Source organism: Portibacter lacus (assembly GCF_021533215.1).
Lineage (GTDB): Bacteria > Bacteroidota > Bacteroidia > Chitinophagales > Saprospiraceae > Portibacter > Portibacter lacus.
In genome coordinates, this window is sequence record NZ_JAJNKA010000002.1 from 36,149 (window position 1) to 58,374 (window position 22,226).

Here is a 22,226-nt window from a genome sequence, read left to right on the forward strand (position 1 = left end):
TGCAAAAATAATTTCAAACATGCCCACGCAAACGAAGGAGAACTATCTAAAAGCCATCTATTTTCTAGACCAAAATAATTCCGAAGTAACCTTAACAGCGCTTGGAAAATTAATGGAGGTTAGCACACCAACAGTCAACAACATGGTGAAAAAATTGGCGACCAAAGGCTGGGTGAATTATGAAAAATACAAACCTCTAACGTTAACGGATCTAGGCAAAAAGGATGCAGCATTAATTGTAAGAAAGCATCGACTAACGGAAATGTTCCTTGTCCAAATAATGGGCTTCGGCTGGGAAGAAGTCCACGAAATTGCTGAAGAAATGGAACACTTGAATTCAGAAGTATTGTTTGATCGTATGGACCTAATATTAGGTAATCCCACGCAAGACCCTCACGGTTCTCCGATACCAGATAAAGATGGAAATTTTACCCGAAAAAAATATTTAAAATTATCAGACTTACGTCAAGGTGACGTGGCATATCTTCGCGCAGTCGGTGATAGCTCAGCTGAACTACTACTCCTTCTGAATGCTAAGAATATTAAGCTAGGCACACAACTTCAAGTTGCTGAAATAGAAAGCTATGATAAATCTATGGTCGTTCGTATCGAAAATTCAAGCAATTCTACCTTTAGTTATGAGGTGTGTAAGAGGTTGTTAGTAGAAAAAATATAATAGATTTTATTTTAAAAAAACTGGATGGTGCAATAGACTAGCTTCGCTACTTTGAGCCCAAAATGCTAAGCGATTACACCATCCAGATTAAGTTCTAATGTGAATGTCCACCACCACCTTCTGATTTCTGCAAGTGACTTTGTAAGTAGTAAGCACCATTTGTAACCAATTTCATTCCTTCTTCGATTTCTTGTAAAGGGGTCACTTCTACATAACCAAGTTGATTCGCACCGACTTTCACTTCTACTCGCTTAAAATGAATCTCGTTATTTTCTTCCCCTTCATAGATAAATATGAAATTTCTGCCTTCTGCTAACACAATGGCGCCTTCAGGCAAGGTAGCGACTGTTTCATTTCCTATGTCTATTAATGCATTAATGTACATTCCAGGAATCAAATTCGCATCGTTCGACTCGATATCTGCATGGACGGCAACTGATTTTGTATCATTCGCAAATGATTTTCCAATGTTGTAAATCTCTCCTTTGATTTCCTGATTGGATTGATTCGTTAATATAAATCTAACCTTCTGACCTTCTTTTATTTTGGATAAATCCTTTTCATAGACTAGCATATCAACGTGCATTTTGCTATTATCCACAATAGAAAAAAGTGGACTCCCTGGCTGTGTAATACTCCCCATCTTGACATTCACATCTGTAATGTATCCTGATATCGGAGCCGATATATTAATTCTAGAACTGCTTCCACTTCCGATTAAATCGATGGATTCACTAAGAATATTGATTTGATTTTTAACCGACTTAATCTTTGACTTCGCCGTATTCAAGTCCGCACTCACCTTCTGAAACACCTTCTGCGCATTAATATTCTCAGTAGCTAGTGTTTGCTGACGTTCGAACTCTTGTTCTAGATAAACCAACTCGCCTTGATCGATTCCCAGTTCTTCTTCTAGTTTCGCTTTCTCTAACAACATTGCGTTATATTCTAAACTACTCATCGTTGCCAATGTCTGACCTCTTTTCACATAGTTTCCTTCGATGACACTTACAGATTTTATGGTTCCAGATATAGGCACATTGACATCGGCTTCATCTTCTGGATCTAGCTTCGTGTAACCATTTGCATTCACGACATCGTTAATGTTTTTCATACTGAACCAACCTGTATCAATCTCTGCATTTTTAAACTGGGCTGCATTTAAATGAACTTCCTTCATGTGATCACCCTCACCATGATCATCTTCACTGTTATTTTCTGATCCTGTAGTTATTTCCTCCTCTCCGTGCTCATGGTCATGTCCATCGTGATCGTGACTTCCACCACAAGATGCGAGGATCAACAATCCAAAAATTATATATATTATATTCTTCATTTTTATTGATTTAGTAAGTATTGAATTGAAATAACAGCTTGATTAAAATTCAGGATGGCATCCAAGTACGAATGCTCTATTTCATACTGCATATTTAAAGCCTGGACGTATTCTAAGTAACCGATCTCACCGCTTTCATAACCTTTCTTTGCATTATTTTCAATGCGTTCTGCATTCGGTAGAGCAATCGTTTTATAATATTCGATATTACTCAGTTCCATTTTATAACTATTAAACAAGGTTGCTAATTCTGATTTGATCTCCACCATCATTTGCCGTTGTCGCTCGTTCTGGACCACTACCTCTGTTTTCGATGCTGCAATTTTTGCATCATATCCTTTGCTAAAGAGCGGAACATCCACACCAATTTGAATTCCTTGGAACCTAGGAATGGCATTTGCTTCTACGCCATTATAGGTTTCCCCTCGAATAGACTGAATAAAATATCCCAATTTCAGATCAGGTGTTTTTTCAGCATTATAGACTTTCACTTCAGCTTGGGCAATTTCCACATCTCTAATGGTATTCTGAATAAGCGGATGTTGTTCTAGTAAAGAACTATCTGCAAAGAGTATCTGAGGAAGTGGTTCGTAAGCTAGATTTTCGATGAGCACGTTACCATGAACTAAAGATTCGATCAAGATCACTTCATTTTCTATGGCAGTCTGAAGTTTTAAAATATCTTGGTCCATAGATCTTAGTTTCGTTTCGGCAGTGGTCTGTTCTAGAATATTAGACTCGCCAACTTCGAACTTCCTGTTAGCATACTTCGAAAATTGGCCCCAAATATCTCGCTGCTCCTCTAATTTCTGCAGTTCCGCTTTTGTAAAAAGTACGCGGTCCCATCGACTTCGAATTTCATAACGCAAAGCTTGTTTCGCTAATTCTGATTCCAATTCCCGTTTTCCAATTTCTGCATCGACCAATGCTTTCTTAACCTTACCTAAATACGGGTTCCATCTTTGCGAGATTCCGATATTACTATCAAATGTACCAGTATTGAGTTGGCCAAACGAACCTGTAAAACTAGTTTTTGGAATAAGATAAGCACCGTTTTTACTTTGTCTAGCCTGGTCTATCCTCAGCTGATTAGCTTGTATATTTCCATTTTCCACTAGCGCATTATTGATTGCTTCTTCCACGTTAGTCACTGTAGAATGCTGCGCATTTATGGAAACAGTTGCGAAACAAAGTAATAAGACAATTGAAGCAATTTTTAATTTTCTAGCTTTAAACTTCTCTAGATAATAGTATAAAATCGGAAGAATAATTAAAGTTAGAATTGTAGCAGTAATAAGGCCTCCGATCACTACCGTTGCCAGAGGTTTCTGCACTTCAGCACCAGCACTTGTACTTAATGCCATTGGCAAAAAACCAAGGGATGCAACAGAGGCAGTCATAATCACTGGACGTAATCGAACCGCGGTTCCTACTTTAATTCTTTCTAAGACATCGCTCATTCCTTCCTCTTTTAATTCATTGAAATAAGAAATTAATACAATTCCATTTAAGACTGCAACACCAAACAAGGCAATGAAACCAATTCCTGCTGAAATACTAAAATCCATTCCTCGAATCCACAATGCAAATACGCCACCTATGGCTGATAGAGGAATCGCTGTGAAAATCAGAATCGACTGTGCAACACTTCCGAATGTGAAGTACAACAAAACAAAAATTAATGCAAGTGCAATCGGCACCGCAATGCCTAATCTAGCTTTCGCACGCTCTAAGTTTTCGAACTCGCCGGCATACTGGACATAATATCCAACTGGCAATTCGATCTCACTTTGAATTTTCGATTTAATTTCATTCACCACACTTTCTATATCTCTACCTCTTACATTGAAACCAACAATAATTCTACGCTTGCCGTCTTCTCTACTAATCTGCGCAGGCCCTTGTTTGATTTCAATATCTGCTACTTGCGATAATGGAATTTGGTTGCCAGAAGGAAGACTAACATACAGGTTTTCAACATTTGAAATATCCTTTCTGAATGGTTCTGCAAGCCTTACTACCAGATCAAACTTCTTCTCTCCTTCATAGATTACACCAGCAGGCGCACCAGCAAATCCCATGCTCACCATTAGGTTCAAGTCACTTACATTTAACCCATATAAAGCCAGCTTATCTTTATTGTATTTTATATTAATCTGGGGCAGACCAGAAACCGTCTCCGCCCTGGAATCCTGCACACCTTCTACACTTCCTAATAACTTTTCTACTTTTTCACCAAGTGCAACCAGTAAGTCTATATTCTCTCCATATATCTTCACACCCACATCACTTCTAACTCCAGTCATTAGTTCATTAAAACGCATCTGAATAGGTTGTGAAAATTCCGTTGTTACACCAGGAAGATCATCCAACACCTTCTCCATTTTCTCGAATAACTCCTCCTTTGTAGAAGCAGAGGTCCATTCCTTCTTGTCTTTCAAAATAATGATCACATCGGCAACTTCCATCGGCATTGGATCTGTAGGTACTTCTGCGCTTCCGATTTTTGAAACAACTTGCTCTATTTCAGGAAAGTTTTCCAGAAGCAATTGCTCCGCTCTCGTGGTAGAATAGATCTCTTGAGACAGAGAACTACCAGGAGGAATCATCACATGAGTTGCTATATCTCCTTCGAATAAAGTTGGGATAAACTCTCCACCAAGCTTATTAAATATGATTAAAGCCAAAATGAAAAATCCAACTGCAATCGCAAGCATGAATAAGCGAAATTGAATTGCGAAATCCAGAATTGGTGCATAAAAACGCTGAAAAGCTTCGATAATTTTATCCGATATGTTCTTCTTTTGATTAATCTTCTTGCTTAAGAATAATGCACTCATCATCGGAACATAAGTCAATGAAAGTATAAAAGCTCCCAATATGGCAAACGCTACGGTCTTAGCCATCGGTGCAAACATTTTCCCCTCTATTCCTACTAGCGCCAGAATAGGAAGATAAACGATTAGTATAATGATCTCCCCGAATGCAGCACTCTTTCTAATTTTACTAGCAGCATTATAGACTTCTTGATCCATTTCTTCTCTGGACAAGTCGTTATGATTAGGTCGAATGTGTAAGCGATGAATAATCGCCTCCACGATGATAACTGCACCATCCACTATTAATCCAAAGTCAATGGCACCCAGACTCATCAGATTTCCACTTACTCCGAAAAGCTTCATCATGGAAACGGCAAACAATAATGCCAGTGGAATAACGCTCGCTACAATTAACCCAGCTCGCCAGTTACCAATCAATAAGACTAAAATAAAAACCACAATTAAGGCGCCTTCTATTAGATTCTTCTTCACAGTAGCAATTGCTCTATCTACAAGCCTACTTCTATCTAAATAAGGGCTTATCACCACACCTTCTGGAAGCGTTTCCTTTATTTGTTCCATTCGCTCTTTCACCAGATTAACCACTTTCGCACTATTCTCTCCTTTCAGCATCATCACCATTCCATTCACCACTTCACCATGCCCATTTCTGGTGGTTGCTCCATATCGAACGGTGTTACCAAATTTCACTTCCGCTACATCACGTATTAAGATAGGAATATCGTTTTTCACTTTAATCACAATCTTAGAAACATCCTCTAGAGAACTTACCATCCCGATACTTCTTATAAAATAAGCATTGGGTTGTTTGTCAATGTATGCTCCACCCGTATTTTCATTGTTTCTCTGCAAAGCTGCGAAAATCTCAGGCATCGTAATTTCCATGCTTTTCAGCTTATCAGGATTAATCGACACTTCGTATTCTTTTCGAATTCCACCAAGTGTATTAACTTCTGCAACACCTGGTGTTCCTAAAATTTGAGGAACTATAATCCAATCTTGAATGGATCGTAATTCCATGATATCTAGTTCCTCTTCGAATCCTTCATCTGCGGAAATAGTATACTGAAATATTTCTCCGAGACCGGTACTAATCGGGGCTAACTCAGGACTTCCAAAACCTTCTGGGATTTCATTCTCCGCTTGCTTCAGTCTTTCTGTTATCTGCGTACGCGCCCAGTATATATCAGTACTTTCCTCGAAAACTACAGTCACTAAACTTAAGCCAAATCGGCTAATAGATCTTAGTTCCACTATATCAGGAATAGACTTGACGGCCAGCTCTATAGGATAAGTAATAAACAATTCTACTTCCTGGGTAGCCAGGCTCGGAGAAGTGGTAATAATCTGTACTTGGTTATTGGTGATATCTGGAAGTGCATCAATGGGTAAGTTCTTAAGCGAATAACTTCCTACTCCGATCAATCCTAAAACCAATATCCCAATAACAAACTTGTGCTTAATTGAATAAGCAATTATGTTATCAAACATCTATTTAATTGTATTAAAAATGTGTAATAATAAATTTATGGACGTGCTTGTCCATTAAAAACTATTACACAGTGGCTGGTGGGTGCCATGCTGACCGAAAATGGTCGTAAGAGTAGGTGAAATTATAAGGAAACGAATAAGAAAAAATATGTTCAGAAGCATTTACGCTAAGTCCTTTAGCCTCCGTTATATCGATTGTTATACCGCAACATTGACATACACAAAAGGGAGCACACGCATCTTCCTTATCTTCTGAATGATCATGTTCTGCAAATGCAGCAATTTCTTCACTATCACAACTCATAGCATCAGTACAAGGCAATACTGCCATGCTGAAAATTGTAAAAGCTAATATGATAGAATATAATTTCACAGTGCAAATATAGGTAAATTTTAAAGACGCCGCTCACTTCCATATCCGATTAACACTATATTAAACATTACCTTAAGAAACTGAAATCAAAATGAATTCTTAAGATTTCGCCCACTATTGTTAATATTTCATTAAGCCCAATTCTCTCATTAAACGCAAGTAGAAATCAAGAGTCTCACTGTTATTATTCATTAAATCTGAAAATTATGAAAAGTATAATTAGAGTCTCGTTATTTATAGCATTAGGAATATTTGCCGTGTCTACAAATGCTAATGCTCAAAATAGGAATGCTAAAAAAGCTCACGTTGTGACGACTAAAAAAGTAGTTAAGGTAAAAAGATCTAATGTTAAGTTTAAAACACCTAAGAAAAAGGTCGTTACGGTAAGAACACTTCCTAATAAAAAGGTTATCAAACACCAGAATCAAAATTATTATTTTGCTAACAACAGATACTATTCTTATTCTGGCGGTCGGTATATTCCATATACACCTAAAGTAGGATTCAGAACAAAATTACTACCTATCGGATATGTAACCGTTCACTTCAATAACCATCCGTACTATGTACATAATGGGATTTTCTTTGCGAAATATAATAATGAATATGAAGTCATAGATCCTGAGGTGGGGACCATTGTTTCTGAACTGCCTGAAGATGCTGAAAAAGTTATTATCGATGGAGGTACATTTTATGAATATGCCGACATCTTATATGAAAGAATTCAAGTAGATGGACGGAGAGCATATGAAGTAGTGGGGATATTAGAAATGTAAATTAATCATATCATTTAAATGGGCGCCTTTGGTCTAGAATCAATGGTGCCCATTCTATTTTAGAATCTTGCAAGTCATCACATTTAGGAAGCCATTTATACCGAGATATCATCTTGTATTTCATTATGATAAATTTAGATTCTATTCCGAACAAACTGTGCCCTTTATAACTATCATAAGTGTTTGTTTTACATCTAAAAATGATACCATTATGCCAGATCCTAGAATAAAAAATGATGAACAATATGAAGCGTTAGTAGATAAAGGGTACAGTAAAGAAAAAGCTGCTCGTATTGCCAATACACCGAATGCGGGCAGAAAAGGAGGAGAAGCCGCTACTTATGAGGATCGCACGAAAAAGGAAGTCTACGAGCAAGCGAAAAAAGTAGGAATAGAAGGCCGGTCTAAGATGAATAAAGCTGAATTAATTGAGGCACTTAGAAACAATTAATTTGAATTGATAAAATTTAGAATAGTCTCCGCTCTTTTATTCCAAGTATATTGTAGCACTAGTTCTTTATTATCATCAGTTGATTTCTTGTCAATATTAGAATTGCTAATTGCCTCAAGGTTTTTTGCTAGTGAAATAGGACTTCCTACGTCGAAAAAATGAATCTCAAATTTCAAATTTTCTAGTTCACGGATGGATGGAATATCAGATGCTAAGATTACTAAATCTGCGTAAGCATACTCGAAAAACTTTATGGGTGAAGTGTATAATGTGCCTTCTAGATGATTTAATGTTGGAACGATTCCAACGTCCATTTTCTGATAAAACTTATACAACGCAGGTTTTTCCATTGGTGGCAAAACCGTGATCACTTCCGAATTATAGTTTGGTAAATGCTCTTCTATCCCGACTAAATAAATATGTCCTTTAAAATTTTCAAGCAAGTTAGAAGCTTCCAAAATAACATCAACTCCTTTCCATTCACCATAACTGCCCGCATAAATAAAGTTTTTCTTATTGTTCTCTTGTGCAGATTGTATCTCTTCGAATTTATAGTTATCGATCCCATTAGGGGCAACGAGAATATTCTTTCCTGCAAACTCGAAAATTTTCATTAGATCATGTTTAATCCCATTCGAAACCACAATAAATTTGCTGACAATGGAATAAGCGCTCATTTCTTGCTTCAAGCTAACCTTATCAGAAACCTTATGATATACTTTATGCGCTTCAAAAATGATCGGAACATTTAGACGTAAAAAGGAAGGAAGCTTACTATAGGCATAAAGGAAGGCGAAGTCCCTAGTTAGGATCTTATCAGGCCTCTTGAAAAACAAATATAAAATGGTATGCAAGCAGAAAATAATTCGAGAAAGTTTTTCATTCTTATTCAGACCAAGATTAATCACCTTAACTTGATTTATTCCTTTTTCCGCATCGATACTAGGAATGGAATGCATTCCTCTATAATAATCAACTTTTACAAATTCAGAAAATCCTTTCACCATTGAACAAGCCTGATATATATTAGATTTCTTTATATTTGTTCCTTCTTGATAAATGTAAGCGATTCGCATATTGCAAATTTAAATAAATTGTGTTCCCCAGTTAGCTATCCCTATGAAAAGACTAAGTATTATATCGATCGATGGCGTAAACTGGGAAATCGTTAATCCGCTTCTTAAGAAAGGAAAGCTTCCGTTTCTTGCGAAAATGATGGAAACAGGGCAATTTTCAACATTGCAGACCCATAGTTATGTTTCGAGTGGATCTACTTGGCCATCTATTCATACAGGAACACATCCTGGTGAACACGGTATATTCTTTTCGCATCGTCAACTCAAGTCTGGAACTTACGAAGTGGTTAAAAAACAAGCCGAGGATATTCCATTTAAAGGTTTTTGGCAGGTCGTTTCAGAATCTGGAATTCCAACGATAACCATTGATCTACCGAAGGCGCCGTTAATTCAAAAATTCAATGGTCTTGCGCTAAATAGTTGGGGTGAAGAGGCTCCATGGTATTCGCCATCTTATCCAAAGGACTTAAAGAAGGAAATCCATGCGAAATTTGGGAAGAACCCACTTCAGGAATTCTATCATCGACCTATGAAAGATCTGAAGTTATGGATTAAGCTTAAGAACCAACACATTGAAGCGTTAAAGAACAGATTTAGAATAGCAGAATACTTAATGCAAAAGCAAGAGGATTGGCAACTTTTCGTAATGGCGGTCAATGAAATTCATCTTGCCGGTCACTTGTTTTGGCACACCATTGATGAAACGCATCCGAATTATGATCCCGCGTTAAAAAAAGAGCTTGGAAATATCGTAGAAGAATTGATGATCATTACGGATGCCGGTCTAGAAAATCTTGCTAGTAAGTTTCCCGATGCTCTTCAACTTGTCATTTCTAATAATGGTATGGAAAAGAGCCAAACACCGATCAAAATAATGGATCAGTTGCTGAAGCAGTTTGGTTACATGGCAGGTGAAATACCTGGCGATAAGAAGTTAAGTAAAAAAGAATTTAACTTCATTAGCAAATTAGAACAAACATTACCCATGGGATTCGTACAGTGGGTTAAGGCAAAAACTCCCAAGAAACTTTGGTATAAGGTAACTAGGAAACTTACCCATTCTGCTGCAGACTGGAAAAAGTCGAAGGCCTTTCCATTGTTCAATGATGTTTCGGGTGCGGTAAGAATAAATCTAGCAGGAAGAGAGCCTAATGGCATCGTTAAAGCATATGAATACGATCAACTTTGCGATAAAATAACTGCAGACTTTATGACATTGACTTCTAATCAATCTTCTAAACCGGCGGTTAAAAGAGTCATCAAAATAAGAGATGAATTCCCAGGAGAAAACATGGATGAACTAGCTGATTTGTTAGTTATATGGGACAATTCAGAAAGTATTCTCAGCTTAGAAAGTGAGAAATTTGGATCCATTCAAATTCCAAAAGATAAACGAAGTGGAGCACATACCGATAAAGGAATTATTATTTCTGATAATGAAATTGCACCTTCATTTATTAAAAATAGAGATCTGGTAATGGATCTAGAAATATACAGTAACGTTCTGCAATTCTTCGGAATGGATCAAGAGCGAAAAATCCCCAACAAATAAAAAATATGGAGTACATAGATTTAGGAAAAGGAATTAAAGTTTCGAAGCTACAGTTTGGCTGTTCTCGATTAGGCAAGGCTGTCTTAGAAGATACTACCAAAATAGGTCCTGAGATCCTTCAGCAAGCTTTGGACAGCAGCATTAACTTCTTCGATACGGCATCGAATTACACATATGGTCATTCGGAAGTTCTACTAGGTGATTTTATTAAAAAGAATAGAGATAAACTAGTCATCAGCACAAAGGGAGGAACATTATTATCCAAGAAAGCACAGCGTGCAACCATCCTGAAGCCTATATATGGTATTATTAGACCAGTTATACAGAAATACAAAGCATTAAAGAAACACAAAAAGAGATTTAACTTTGACTATCAATACTTAGCTGACACGCTAGACACAAGCCTCGAACGTCTGAATCTTGACTCAGTAGATTTATATTATATCCATAATCCAGTACCTGAAGTAATAACCAATCCTAAGACCGGACAGTTTCTAGAAGGATTAAAGAAATCTGGGAAGGCAAAATTGACAGGATTATCAGTTCAGCATATGAAAGAGATCCCATTAATTCAGAATTTCGATGGAATTGATGTCGTCCAATTTTCTCTAAACTATTACAATTTCAAACCAGAATACATTGAAATTTTAGAAAATCTAAAGAATAAAGGGGTTAAACTGATTGCCAGAACACCTTTTGAACGTGGATTACTCACGGAATACAATGAAGTAAAGACTGGCGGCAGGGCAGGTCAAAAAGATATCAATTTCAATGAGATCAAAGAAGCTTATAAAAAAGAATTAGGTATTTCTGAGATTCAATTAGCTATGTGGTTCATGCGAGATCTCGATATAGCCGACTCGATTCTTTTCAGTTCATTTAATAAAGAACACTTAGCAGATGACATTAAAGCTTTCGAAGAACCAATAAAGGAACGCTTTTCGTGGAAACAACTTAATCCTTCAAATACCAAGTAGGCGTAAAATATTTTTTTGCCAATTTGAAAACGGATCTTGAAGGTTTGCAGATTGGTCAATTTTATAGTTCCCTGTTGTCGTTCGGAATCTTGTTTTCTCATTGCCAGATATAAGATGCACGGTTTCATTTTCCGAAGCAGATACACCTTCGTCTTTTATATTGAATTTGTGGAGAATATTCTGAATAGTCTCTTCTGGCTGTGAAATGAAATCTTCGTACTTAATCTTAATATGATTAATTTTATTTCTACTAAGGTAGCGTTTTATCAGCGCTCCATTAATCTTAAGCCTGAGGTAACTATTGAGGACGCCATTACCACGTTTCACAAAAGATGCAATATTAGCCCTTAAGTCTCTTTCTAAGTAAATTGTATAAACTTCTAGGTCTTTCATTTCACGATACATCACTAATCGATTCAGACTTTTAGAGCTGTCTATCATGATAGAAACTGCCTGATTCTTTTCTTCTTTGTAAATCGCTAAATTTTCTAAAAAGGCCTTTTCCTCTTCGATTAATTTTCGAGAATTACCAAAAAATAATGATTTCATGTTCTTAACGAAAAGTAAAATACTAATGTCTTTATCTATCCCCCTATTAAAATATTTCATTTCTTGGGAGATCAGTGGGCCCCAGAAATCACAATCTTTAGCTGCTTCCCCACAAGTACACCTCCGTGCATGAAATGATCGATTGAATTTCTTAAGTTCACCAGCATAGAATAAATTACTCCGCCGCCCAAGGTGCATGCATAACACCGTGGAACCGGATCTACTGTGTCCTAAAAGATAAATGATGGATTGCTTCTTACTCATTAAGTAGTGCTAATCTATGAATTTTCTAAAAATATATGTGAAGTCAGGAGATAGTTAAAATTTATATTTAATTTCATATTTCATTTTTCGATATATATAAGTAATATTTATATGCCTAACTACCCCCAAAGGCTTAAACTCCTCATTTATCCAATTGCAATCTTAATAGGATTAGCAGTCCTTTTTCATAAATATTTAAGCCTTGCGCATTTATTCATATTTGAAGATATCGGAAATGATACGTTAATGCTTTTCTATCCTAATCTGATAGATGATATTAGAACTATCAGAGAAGAAGGAATTCCTTTTTGGTCATTTTCTAAAGGCATCGGACAAGGAAATTTCTCAGAAGATTTTCTGAGTCCGTTTACTTGGTTTTATGCGATGCTAGGACCTAAATACCTGGCTTATGGAATTGGCTTTGTCCAATTTTTCAAAATAATTGCCATTGCACTGTTAAGCTTTAACTTTTTCAAAATTCAAAATTTCGACAAACGAGCAGCAATTATTGGTTCGATTTTAATCACTTTTTCTGGGTATGTTATCGTAGGGTCAACTTGGTATGGCCATTCCACTAACATCATGTATATGTTACTCTTCATGGTTGGTCTAGAACTATGGATAAGTCGGCGCCAGTGGTGGTTACTTCCTATTGCCGTTCTATTTCTACTCGGCCCTCCTCTATTTTTCCTTGCAGAATTCACCTTAATCTACTTACTGATTAGAATCTCTTTTGCTAAAAATATAAATCTCGGAAAAATTTTAAATTTTGGGATACAATCATGGAAACCTATAGCTGTAAGCTTATTGATTTCTGCACCTTTTTTGGGCGCCATCATTTATAAATTTATCTACAGTCCGCGTGTTGGTGGAAGTGCATCTTATGCGGATGATCTTTCGGCTACGCCAATTTTCTCGTTTGCCAATGAAGATTTATATTCCTCTATATTGTATCGTTTTTTCTCTAATGATTTACTAGGATGCGGAGATACATATTCTGGGTGGAAAAATTACTTAGAATCTCCCCTATTATACTGCGGCTTGCTTTCCCTGTTATTGCTGCCACAAGTTTTCAGCTTTCTACATCGTCGACAGAAAATTGCACTTGCCTCAGTGTTAGCCATCTGGGCTATCATTCTGATTTTTCCTTATTTCAGGTATGCTTTTTACCTATTTATGGGAGATTATTTCAAAGGTGCCCTTTCTTTCTTCATCCCATTTACCATGGTCATGATCTCCGTGATGACACTGGATCGGATGTTCACAGGCAACAAATTGAATCTAGTTTTACTTTATTCAACAGCAGGAATACTTGGCTTCCTTCTGCTTGTACCAAGCTTGTTTTTTAAAAATTTAAACATTGACCTACCCATACAAATCACTGTTCTTTCATTTCTGATAATGCAGGTCCTTGGATTAACCTTCTTTCAAATTAGGAAACAGAAAAATCTCTGGATAATGGCCATCGTTTTCTTGAGCTTGATAGAAGGAGTAGTGCTTTCCTATCCTGCTTTGAATAATAGGAAGGCTATAAAAGCTGACCGATTTGCAAGTAGAGAATTATATAATGACTATTCCCTAGAAGCGCTGAAATATATCGAAAGTATAGAGGATGGTTTTTATAGAGTTGAAAAAACTTACGGTTCCGTTTTATCAGGTCTTAATGATAGTCAAGCCCAAGATTATTTCGATACTCGATCTTATAGGTCGCATAACCATAACAATTACATCAATTTTATCTACGCATTAGATATGATGGATCCTCAAGATGAACTTGCTACACGGTGGCTCCAAGGTCTCGGGACCGTAGCCGAACTCCATCCTTTTTTTCACATTAAATATATGCTGGCCAAATCTGGTGAAGAATCAAATGCGATCAAATTGAATTATGAAAATCTAGGTGAGCTAAATGGCATCAATATTTACAAATCGAAATTTCCTATTCCATTCGGATTTCCTGTTGAATCTTACATTACAGAGTCAGAATTCAAAAGTTTAAGTTCCTACTATAAGAGACTAAGTACACTCTATACCAGTGCCATCATTCCTGATGACGAAGCAGGAGAATATCCTAATTTAGCCAAGAAAGACGCCACTACTATATTCAGTAGCTTAGCACTAGAAAGCTATAGTCTGAATAATGTGGGCAAAGGATTAGATATAACTAGTTTTTCTCAAAGTAAAATTACAGGATCAATAGAACTTTCAGCTCCATCGATGATCATCTTCACCTTTCCTTTTGATGAAGGTTGGCGAGTAAATGTAGATGGAAAGAAGAGCTCATTATCGTATGTAGACAATGGATTAACAGGATTATACATCGAAGAAGGAAGTCATGAAATCGTTCTAAAGTATCGACCGCCTTTCTATGAGTATGGATTAGTCCTATTTCTACTAGGACTTGGCGCACTCATCTATTTTGGTCTGTTCAAAGAACCAAAGTCAAAAGCACCGTTTTTGATCCCCATGGAGTTGAAATCAAACATTGAAAAAGCAGATGAAAAATCACCTAGTAAAACAATAGGAAGTAAAAAGTCCCGAAAAATAAAGTGATAACAGATATTATATTTTTTGTTTAAATTACCAGAAATTTCTTTGTAGATAAGTATATACCAAATGAGCGTTAAACGATATCTTAAACTGACACTATGGATACTCTTCTGCGTTTCCTGTAATAGCAGTTCGAAACTTCCAGAAGTTAAAAGTATTAGCCATACATTCCTTTTTAATGAAAAGGTAACTGATAATTGTCATGCAGCAACGGTTGTAGAAACTCAACCAGATGAACTCATGGCAGCATGGTTTGGAGGTAGTTATGAAGGTGCGAAAGACGTCGGAATTTACTCTTCTACTTATAATGGTAGTCTGTGGACAGCGCCTATTAATTTAATAGAACCAACGATAAGCAACAATGACACTTTTCCATGTTGGAATCCCGTACTTTTTAAGAGCAGAAGCAATTGCTTGTATCTCTTTTATAAAATTGGCAAAAATCCAAGAGAGTGGTATGGAGCGATGATCACTTCGAAGGACAACGGAAAAACTTGGTCTGAACCACAAATCCTTCCAGAAGGTATCCTCGGTCCTATTAAGAACAAACCTATAGAAGTTAAACCAGGTGAAATACTATGTGGAAGCAGTACGGAAAGTGTAGCCAAGAATGAATGGCGAGTTCATGTGGAGATATACAATGAAGAAAGCAATACGTGGAAGAAAATTCCCATTCCAAACGAACAGGAATTCGAAATCATCCAACCTACATTCCTAGAGCATTCGGACAATTCTATTCAGATGCTTTGCAGAAGCAAACACGACAAAGTAATTTCATCCTGGTCAAGTGACTTTGGCTATACCTGGGAAAATACGGATAGCATTAATATAGTTAATTCTAATTCTGGGATAGATGCCTTAACGATGGGAAATAATACGTTTCTATTGGTTAACAATCCGCTACCTCGAGGTGCTGATTGGTTTATAGGTCGAAATGTACTGGATGTCGAATATTCTAAAGATGGACTGAAATGGGATAAAATTGTTGACCTAGAAAACAAGGAGAAAGGAGAATTTAGTTATCCTGCAATCATTCAATCCGCAGACAAAAAAATTCATATTCTATATACATTTGATCGTGAATATATAAAGCATGTTGTTCTTGAATTAGATACGCATTCCTTCTCTCTTTAAGTGTTACTTTTTAATGAAGTATCGAAAATCACTTGATGTCGGAATCCATAAACTAAAAAAATTGACTTTTTGGCGGATTAGAAAGACAGTCATTAAAATAAGCGCTGAAATACCATAAGCCATTAAGCTTGCCCACGCTGCTCCTTTAAGACCGTACTTGGGTATTAATAAAACATCCAAAATCACCGTCATAAGAACACCTGTCCACTGCGCCCATATATTAATATCTAGCTCATTATAAGCTCTGTTATAATTCAAGAAGACTCTTTTAATATTCACAAACACAACACCTAAGCATAAAATTCTTAATGGTGTCGTTGCTCCACTAAATTCCTCCCCGAAAAGAACATTGATCAAATATGGACTTATTAAGAATAACAAGGCTGCGAGTACAGAAATGAAGTAAAATATTAGCTTAAAATATCTTACAAATATGGTATTACCTTCTTCACGGTCTAGCGTTATTAGATAAGGTTTGAGAACTTCTTCTATCGGTGCGGCCACTAACAATAGGAAATTCGTGAGCTGGCTAGCGAGCGCGTAAATTCCTAAACTTTTCAATCCCACGTAAAGCTCAATAAACCATATATCTAGTCGTTTATTCAAAAAATGCCCTATTTGGTTAAGATAACCTAGTCCAGTATATGCTAAATATGGCTTCTTTACTTCCTTCGTGGAAAGGCTTATTCCTCCTTTATATTTACTTTTCAGATAAAAGAAAGCGGTCAAAAAGGTTAGCGCTTGCATGGATAAGACTAATGCAAAACCATTGACAAATGAAAGATTGATATTTTTCGTAGAGGTATAATAATACCCTATTCCGTAAAATACAACTTGGGCTAGATTCGTAAAAAACAAAAACTTATTGATCGTTCGAAAGTCTTTCTGAGCTTGCAATATGGTCTGAAAAAGAGCAGTTAAATGTTGGAAAATAAATGAGGCGATGAAAAACAAGACATAGAATATACTGAGATTTTCTTTCGGTATGAATATAAATGTGAGCCCATTCTTCATCAAATACAAGAGGAGAATCAAAACTGTTACTGCAAAAATACTCAAGAAATGAACCTTCAGAGAAAAACCGACGACTTTCGCGGAATCGAATTCAGACTTCGTCATATGATACAGTGTGCTCCGCTTAGCATCAAATCCTAAAACTACAATACTAAGTGACACACCAGCCAAAATGAATGTCAAAAGACCATTGCCCTCTGGCCCAAGAAGTCTAATGATAAAAATAGAGTGAAGAAAGGAAAAAATAAGAACAGGAATCCTAATTGCTAAAGACTCTAGTGCATCTCTATTTAGCATTTTCATATGCTGTTAGTATTAGAATTTACACTTCGCATTAATACTTGCTCATAAGCGTTTCCGATGCTTTGCCAAGTATATTTTTCTTTCACTCGCTCAATTGCTTTGGAACCTAATTCTTTAATTTGTTTATCATCATGGATTAACCGTAGTAATACCTCTTTTAATAACACAGGATCATCAGGCGAAATTAAGACTCCACTTTCAGCGACCATTTCAGCAGTTCCTCCTTTGTTAGAGGTAATCACAGCACATCCATGAGCCATTGCTTCAAGAATCGCTATCGATGCGTTTTCAAATTTAGAAACCAAACAATAAATTTTAGTCTGCTTCAACAAATTCTGGTAGGCATCTGAGGTATTATCTAGCCAGCCATGGAAGACAATTTTAGTCTTTGAATTAAGTGCCAATTTTTCTAATTCTTCTCTTTGGGGACCATCACCACAGATGTGGACTGTAAAATCAGATTCCAAATCCTGTACAGCCTTCACTAATGTTGCAAATCCTTTTCTGGCCAATAATCGTCCTGTAGAAAGGATTATATTTCGCTTTTTCTCCATGTGGATTGGCTGTAATTCTATACCATTTGGTATCATTTTCAGTTTCTCCGATTTCTCTAGAAAAGGAGTAATTAATTGTTCTAAATAGTGAGACGGAGAAACAATGAATATACAATTTTTAAGTACTCGTCTTATGAAAAATGGCGTAACAAAGTGCATTAACTTAAACCGATCTGGATTAAAACCTGGAAGATCGCTTCCGTGCGCTGTTATTATGAACGGAATCCTATACTTCCGAAATACCCAATCCGCAAGTATTCCCGTAGAAATAATGAAATGACAGTGGATAACCTCATAATTATGGGTTACCAGATGCTTCTTCAAGAATTGCTTCCCTTTTTGTAGAAACCTTAAGTGCTCGAGTGGATAACTCATATTCGGCTCCTTCCGACCAACCGATATCCTATGTATTTTTATTCCAGAATCTATTTCTTCTCCAGCAAGCCCTTCGAATCCCATCGTCACCACGGTTAATTCATGGCCACTACCTTGCAACTCTAAACAAATATTTCGGCACACAGGACTAGCACCACCGCCAAGTGGAGGATATTCGAAATTAAGTACTAATACTTTCAACTTCCTTGATGTTTTCTGTAATAATCACTTCCTTAATGGAGTATGGCATTTCATCTCTACTTTCATAGTATGATTTATTCAACATGTCAGCAAGTAGCCCTGAAATAAAAATTTGTAACCCTATAAGAAACGAAAAAAGTGTAATCATAGGCCAAATCGTTTCTGACATGTCCTGACCTTTAGCAAACTCATATACAGTTATTAGCCCGCTTAAGAAGCCAAAAAGAATGATAATCAAACCCATTCCTCCTAGTAAATGCAAAGGCCTAACCGCAAATTTCTTCCAATACCAGACAGAAATCATATCAATAAATGCTTTGAGTCCCCTTCTCCATGAATATTTGGAAACACCATGCAGTCTTGGTCTATGATTCACCACCATTTCTCCAATCGTGAAACCCTTTATTTTCAGCAATGCAGGAATAAATCTATGCATTTCTCCATATAAAGAAAGATCATCGAAACACTCTTTCTTGTATACCTTTAAAGCACAACCTGAATCTTGAATACCATCATTTATCAGCTTTTTTCTTAAGAAATTAGCAGTTCTGGAAACGATCTTCTTACCTACTGGATCTTTACGATTCTTTCTCCATCCTGAAACCATATCATAGTCATTTTCGAAGAGAATTGAGATCATTTTCGGGATATCACTTGGGTCATTTTGCCCATCACCGTCCATGGTAACGATTATAGGATATTTTGCTAGCTTAAGCCCAGCATCTAAGGCTTGTGTTTGTCCAAAATTCTTACGAAAAGCGATAATTTTCGCTGGACTTAGTTTTTTAAGCTCTTGTAAAGTGTTGTCTTTCGATTTATCATCTATGAAGATAATTTCGTAAGTATATCGTTGTGTGATGCAGACCTCGGTGATTTCATGAAATAAGGTCGCTACGTTACCTTCTTCATTATAGACAGGTATTACGATTGAAATTGATTTTTGCAAGTTATTGATTTTAAGAATTTAATTGATTTTCATTTCGAATTCAATTTCAGTTTGTATACTTTGAAAAGAATCTTTTCAAGTCAACAATAATGGTATTCAAAATTAAAAACAATCTTACTGCCAACCTTTTACAATTTGCAGTAATTCTTCCAAATATAAAGATTTTAATTAATATATCTTTAACTGAGAATCATAGATATATTTCAAAACCAGTAAAATTTTAACATTTATAGAAGTCATCAGAAAATATATTTAATTTATCAGACCAACTAAAATAATACTTGTCATTCTAAGGATAAAGTCCCACTACATTCTTTATGGTTAAATTCGACATCGCATTTAATGTAATGTGTTCTTTGTTAGAGGTCATATTGTTTTCTTTAAAAATAACATTATTCAAAGTACAATCTTGCGGTACCACGAAAGCTCCGCCAGTTGCTGCATCAAAACCTCTTATGAGTTCTATATTGATGAGTGTCACACTAACATCTTCAGCAAAATCAAAAATCCTATTCGCATGCTGCCCTGAAACGACCATTTTACCACCTAATATTCCACCATCGATTACTATATTTCTATTAACAGCTAACTCACTTTCTAACTTAATGGTATCCCCTTGTAATGCTTCATCAAATCTTATCGTATCTCCTGGACAACCATTCACAATCATATCTCGTAATGAATTTGTCCCCGCATCTAAACTATTTATAGCAAAGGAAGTTCCTCCACTTTCGAAAGCATAAAACCTACTAGCAAAAGTAGTACAAATGCTTCTACTAGAACTATTGCTTAATGCATCATAAAGTGAAACTACTGGAATTGTTACACCTGTATAGTTAGTACTAATATATCCCGCTGCAGGTCCTATGCCTACATATTCAACAGTAAGTGTAAAATTAGATAAACCAGAAACATCCACATAGATAAAATCACCTGACCTCTTAAAAATCACATCTGGCGAAGAAATATTAGCATTAGTCGGTACATTATAAAGTCCCGTTGATGTATGACTAGGATTACTTGCGAAAACTTGAGTAACCCCGCTAAGGGTTAAAGAATTTGTGTTCTCTCCAGAACTGTAGGAAAAGTAATCAGATGGATTATAAGAACAACTAGCTGTCGGTGGAGCAATTAAATTATTCATATTAACAGCAGCATCTTCACCAAGCATAAATCCTAGCAAAGTACAATTCGCAAATTGATCTTCTGTACTTGTAAAAGTATAAGTTACACCACCACTTCTACCTAGGGGTCCATCACCTGGACCGTTAGCAGTTGCAGTCATCGTATGTTCAGGAAAAATTTCTACTTGACTATACACTAGGGTGCATATCAGGGTTAATAGGATAGAAAAGAGGGATTTCATCACTTAAAGGTTTTTTAGTGTTTAATAATCATTCGGGTTAAATAATTATTCTCAGTGTCAATTAATTTTAAAAGATACAAACTTTTATCCAAATCCGAGATATCTAATTGAAGTTTTCTACCTCCTTGCCAATTGACCGACTTAAGCTTTTGTCCCTTAAGGTCATATATTTCTAACTTCTTAATCATGAGCTCTCCAGTGTAGTTTATGTGGAGTAATCCAGTAGTTGGATTAGGAGAAACATCAACTAAGTAACTTGGTAATCCAACTTCTTTACTAGAAAGGGTACCATAATCAACTGACCAAAAAATTGCACCTACATTCCCACCTATCAGTGCTGTATTCAAATTATGGATATATACTGTATTAAAAAACCATAATTCATTCACTTCCGGGAGTTGAAATGGTTCCCAAGTATCTCCTCCATCATCTGTTCTAAGGCTAGCACCATTATTCCCTACAGCTATTCCGAAATCAGAACCTAAAAAATCTAAATCCTTCAGGACTGGACCAATTTCATCAATTATTGCAAGCCAAGTTTCGCCACCATCATCTGTTCTTAAAATGGTCTGTACAGAATCCGAAACTATATTTCCTCCTAATATGAAACCTTTGTTTTCATCTATGAACATAATATCTTCAAAATACCTAGCCACTTGCGCATCCATAATATCTAAAGAAGTCCAAGTATTTCCGGCATCTTTAGTCTGAAGCACCGCTCCCTTTTCTCCCGCACTAAAGCCGTTTTGTCCATCTACAAAGTAGACCGATTTCAAGCAAGGGACCATAAAGTCACTTACACTCCATGTAAGACCATCATCAGAGGATTTGTAAATAATACCCGTAGAATCTTTACCAATTCTTCCACCAACAATAAATATGTCATTGTCCTGTGTAACAGCCACGCTATAGAAATTAACAATACTATCTGTCTGTGGCAATGATTTTTCCTCCCATTCTAAACCTCTATTATTACTTATTAAAAAAGAGTAGTTATCTCCAGCAGCATATATTTCATCTCCTTTGAAATAGGCGTCATTGATCATTGGCTTGCCCGGATTATCTAAGCGAACAACCCATTCTGTTGCTGCATCTCTTTTTTCAGCAGCAAACTGAATACTGTCATTCCTGGGATTTCCTCCAAGAATAAATATTTTCCCATCCTTATATATATGAATTTTATTGACATTCCTGCCATATGGGGCAACTTCTAATTCCCAATTATAATCCTGACTTAGCAGAAAAAAGGGCATCGTAAAAAAAAATAAAAATAGAAAAAACTTCATAGGCCATTTAGAATTAAGATTATTATAGAAAAATTGGATTGTAAATTTACAACTTTAAATGCTGATCTCTTTTTCATCCTTATGTTCCGTATAAAATACGTGATGTTAAGGAAAAAGCAGCTTTCTAGCAACCCCA

17 protein-coding genes are annotated in these 22,226 nt (G+C 36.2%); 7 read left to right on the plus strand and 10 right to left on the minus strand.

Annotated features, from left to right (window positions below):
• The first annotated feature begins 19 nt into the window (after positions 1-19).
• Positions 20-676, plus strand: coding sequence for a metal-dependent transcriptional regulator (locus L2586_RS02710; RefSeq protein WP_235291233.1), 657 nt, complete (start codon positions 20-22; stop codon positions 674-676).
• A gap of 94 nt (positions 677-770) precedes the next feature.
• Here the strand turns inward: L2586_RS02710 and L2586_RS02715 are convergent, their stop codons facing one another.
• The 3 genes from L2586_RS02715 to L2586_RS02725 form a co-directional block, all read right to left on the minus strand.
• Positions 771-2,012, minus strand: coding sequence for an efflux RND transporter periplasmic adaptor subunit (locus L2586_RS02715; protein ID WP_235291234.1), 1,242 nt, complete (start codon positions 2,010-2,012; stop codon positions 771-773).
• 2 nt (positions 2,013-2,014) lie between these two features.
• A complete protein-coding gene (locus tag L2586_RS02720; protein WP_235291235.1) occupies positions 2,015-6,343 on the minus strand; it encodes a CusA/CzcA family heavy metal efflux RND transporter in 4,329 nt (1,442 codons plus the stop codon).
• Positions 6,344-6,407: 64 nt separating this feature from the next.
• A complete protein-coding gene (locus L2586_RS02725; RefSeq protein ID WP_317218947.1) occupies positions 6,408-6,716 on the minus strand; it encodes a DUF6660 family protein in 309 nt (102 codons plus the stop codon).
• A 206-nt stretch (positions 6,717-6,922) separates the two neighbouring features.
• Between L2586_RS02725 and L2586_RS02730 the strand changes: the two genes are divergently transcribed.
• Both L2586_RS02730 and L2586_RS02735 read left to right on the plus strand, forming a co-directional pair.
• Complete coding sequence (locus L2586_RS02730; RefSeq protein ID WP_235291237.1) at positions 6,923-7,492, plus strand: DUF6515 family protein; 570 nt, start codon at positions 6,923-6,925, stop codon at positions 7,490-7,492.
• Between the two features lie 211 nt (positions 7,493-7,703).
• The gene (locus L2586_RS02735; RefSeq protein ID WP_235291238.1) at positions 7,704-7,943 is read left to right on the plus strand and encodes a Rho termination factor N-terminal domain-containing protein; all 240 of its coding nucleotides are present in this window, start codon (positions 7,704-7,706) and stop codon (positions 7,941-7,943) included.
• Here the strand turns inward: L2586_RS02735 and L2586_RS02740 are convergent.
• Positions 7,940-9,019: a glycosyltransferase gene (locus tag L2586_RS02740; RefSeq protein ID WP_235291239.1), complete on the minus strand. Its 1,080-nt coding sequence runs from the start codon at positions 9,017-9,019 to the stop codon at positions 7,940-7,942. The genes L2586_RS02735 and L2586_RS02740 overlap by 4 nt on opposite strands.
• Positions 9,020-9,062: 43 nt before the next feature.
• Here L2586_RS02740 and L2586_RS02745 point away from each other — a divergent pair, with 43 nt between their 5' ends.
• Together L2586_RS02745 and L2586_RS02750 are read left to right on the plus strand one after the other, a co-directional pair.
• Positions 9,063-10,571: an alkaline phosphatase family protein gene (locus L2586_RS02745; protein ID WP_235291240.1), complete on the plus strand. Its 1,509-nt coding sequence runs from the start codon at positions 9,063-9,065 to the stop codon at positions 10,569-10,571.
• 5 nt (positions 10,572-10,576) lie between these two features.
• Positions 10,577-11,548: an aldo/keto reductase gene (locus L2586_RS02750; protein ID WP_235291241.1), complete on the plus strand. Its 972-nt coding sequence runs from the start codon at positions 10,577-10,579 to the stop codon at positions 11,546-11,548.
• Here L2586_RS02750 and L2586_RS02755 read toward each other — a convergent pair.
• The gene (locus L2586_RS02755; protein WP_235291242.1) at positions 11,534-12,361 is read right to left on the minus strand and encodes a sulfotransferase; all 828 of its coding nucleotides are present in this window, start codon (positions 12,359-12,361) and stop codon (positions 11,534-11,536) included. The genes L2586_RS02750 and L2586_RS02755 overlap by 15 nt on opposite strands.
• Before the next feature lie 111 nt (positions 12,362-12,472).
• On the opposite strand from L2586_RS02755, the gene L2586_RS02760 reads away from it, so the two are divergent.
• Positions 12,473-14,914, plus strand: a complete 2,442-nt coding sequence (locus tag L2586_RS02760) for a YfhO family protein (RefSeq protein ID WP_235291243.1) — start codon at positions 12,473-12,475, stop codon at positions 14,912-14,914.
• Between the two features lie 63 nt (positions 14,915-14,977).
• Positions 14,978-16,045, plus strand: a complete 1,068-nt coding sequence (locus L2586_RS02765; RefSeq protein WP_235291244.1) for a sialidase family protein — start codon at positions 14,978-14,980, stop codon at positions 16,043-16,045.
• Positions 16,046-16,048: 3 nt separating this feature from the next.
• On the opposite strand, the gene L2586_RS02770 is transcribed toward L2586_RS02765, so the two are convergent.
• From L2586_RS02770 to L2586_RS02790, 5 genes are all read right to left on the minus strand, one after another.
• Positions 16,049-17,362 (minus strand): oligosaccharide flippase family protein, encoded by a 1,314-nt coding sequence (locus L2586_RS02770; protein ID WP_235291245.1) that lies wholly within the window; start codon positions 17,360-17,362, stop codon positions 16,049-16,051.
• Positions 17,359-18,492, minus strand: a complete 1,134-nt coding sequence (locus L2586_RS02775) for a glycosyltransferase family 4 protein (protein WP_235291246.1) — start codon at positions 18,490-18,492, stop codon at positions 17,359-17,361. Before L2586_RS02775 ends, L2586_RS02770 begins: the two co-directional genes overlap by 4 nt.
• Positions 18,473-19,438, minus strand: a complete 966-nt coding sequence (locus L2586_RS02780; protein WP_235291247.1) for a glycosyltransferase family 2 protein — start codon at positions 19,436-19,438, stop codon at positions 18,473-18,475. Before L2586_RS02780 ends, L2586_RS02775 begins: the two co-directional genes overlap by 20 nt.
• A 289-nt stretch (positions 19,439-19,727) precedes the next feature.
• The gene (locus tag L2586_RS02785; protein ID WP_235291248.1) at positions 19,728-20,804 is read right to left on the minus strand and encodes a hypothetical protein; all 1,077 of its coding nucleotides are present in this window, start codon (positions 20,802-20,804) and stop codon (positions 19,728-19,730) included.
• A 14-nt stretch (positions 20,805-20,818) separates the two neighbouring features.
• Positions 20,819-22,057, minus strand: coding sequence for a T9SS type A sorting domain-containing protein (locus L2586_RS02790; RefSeq protein WP_235291249.1), 1,239 nt, complete (start codon positions 22,055-22,057; stop codon positions 20,819-20,821).
• Positions 22,058-22,226: the final 169 nt, after the last annotated feature.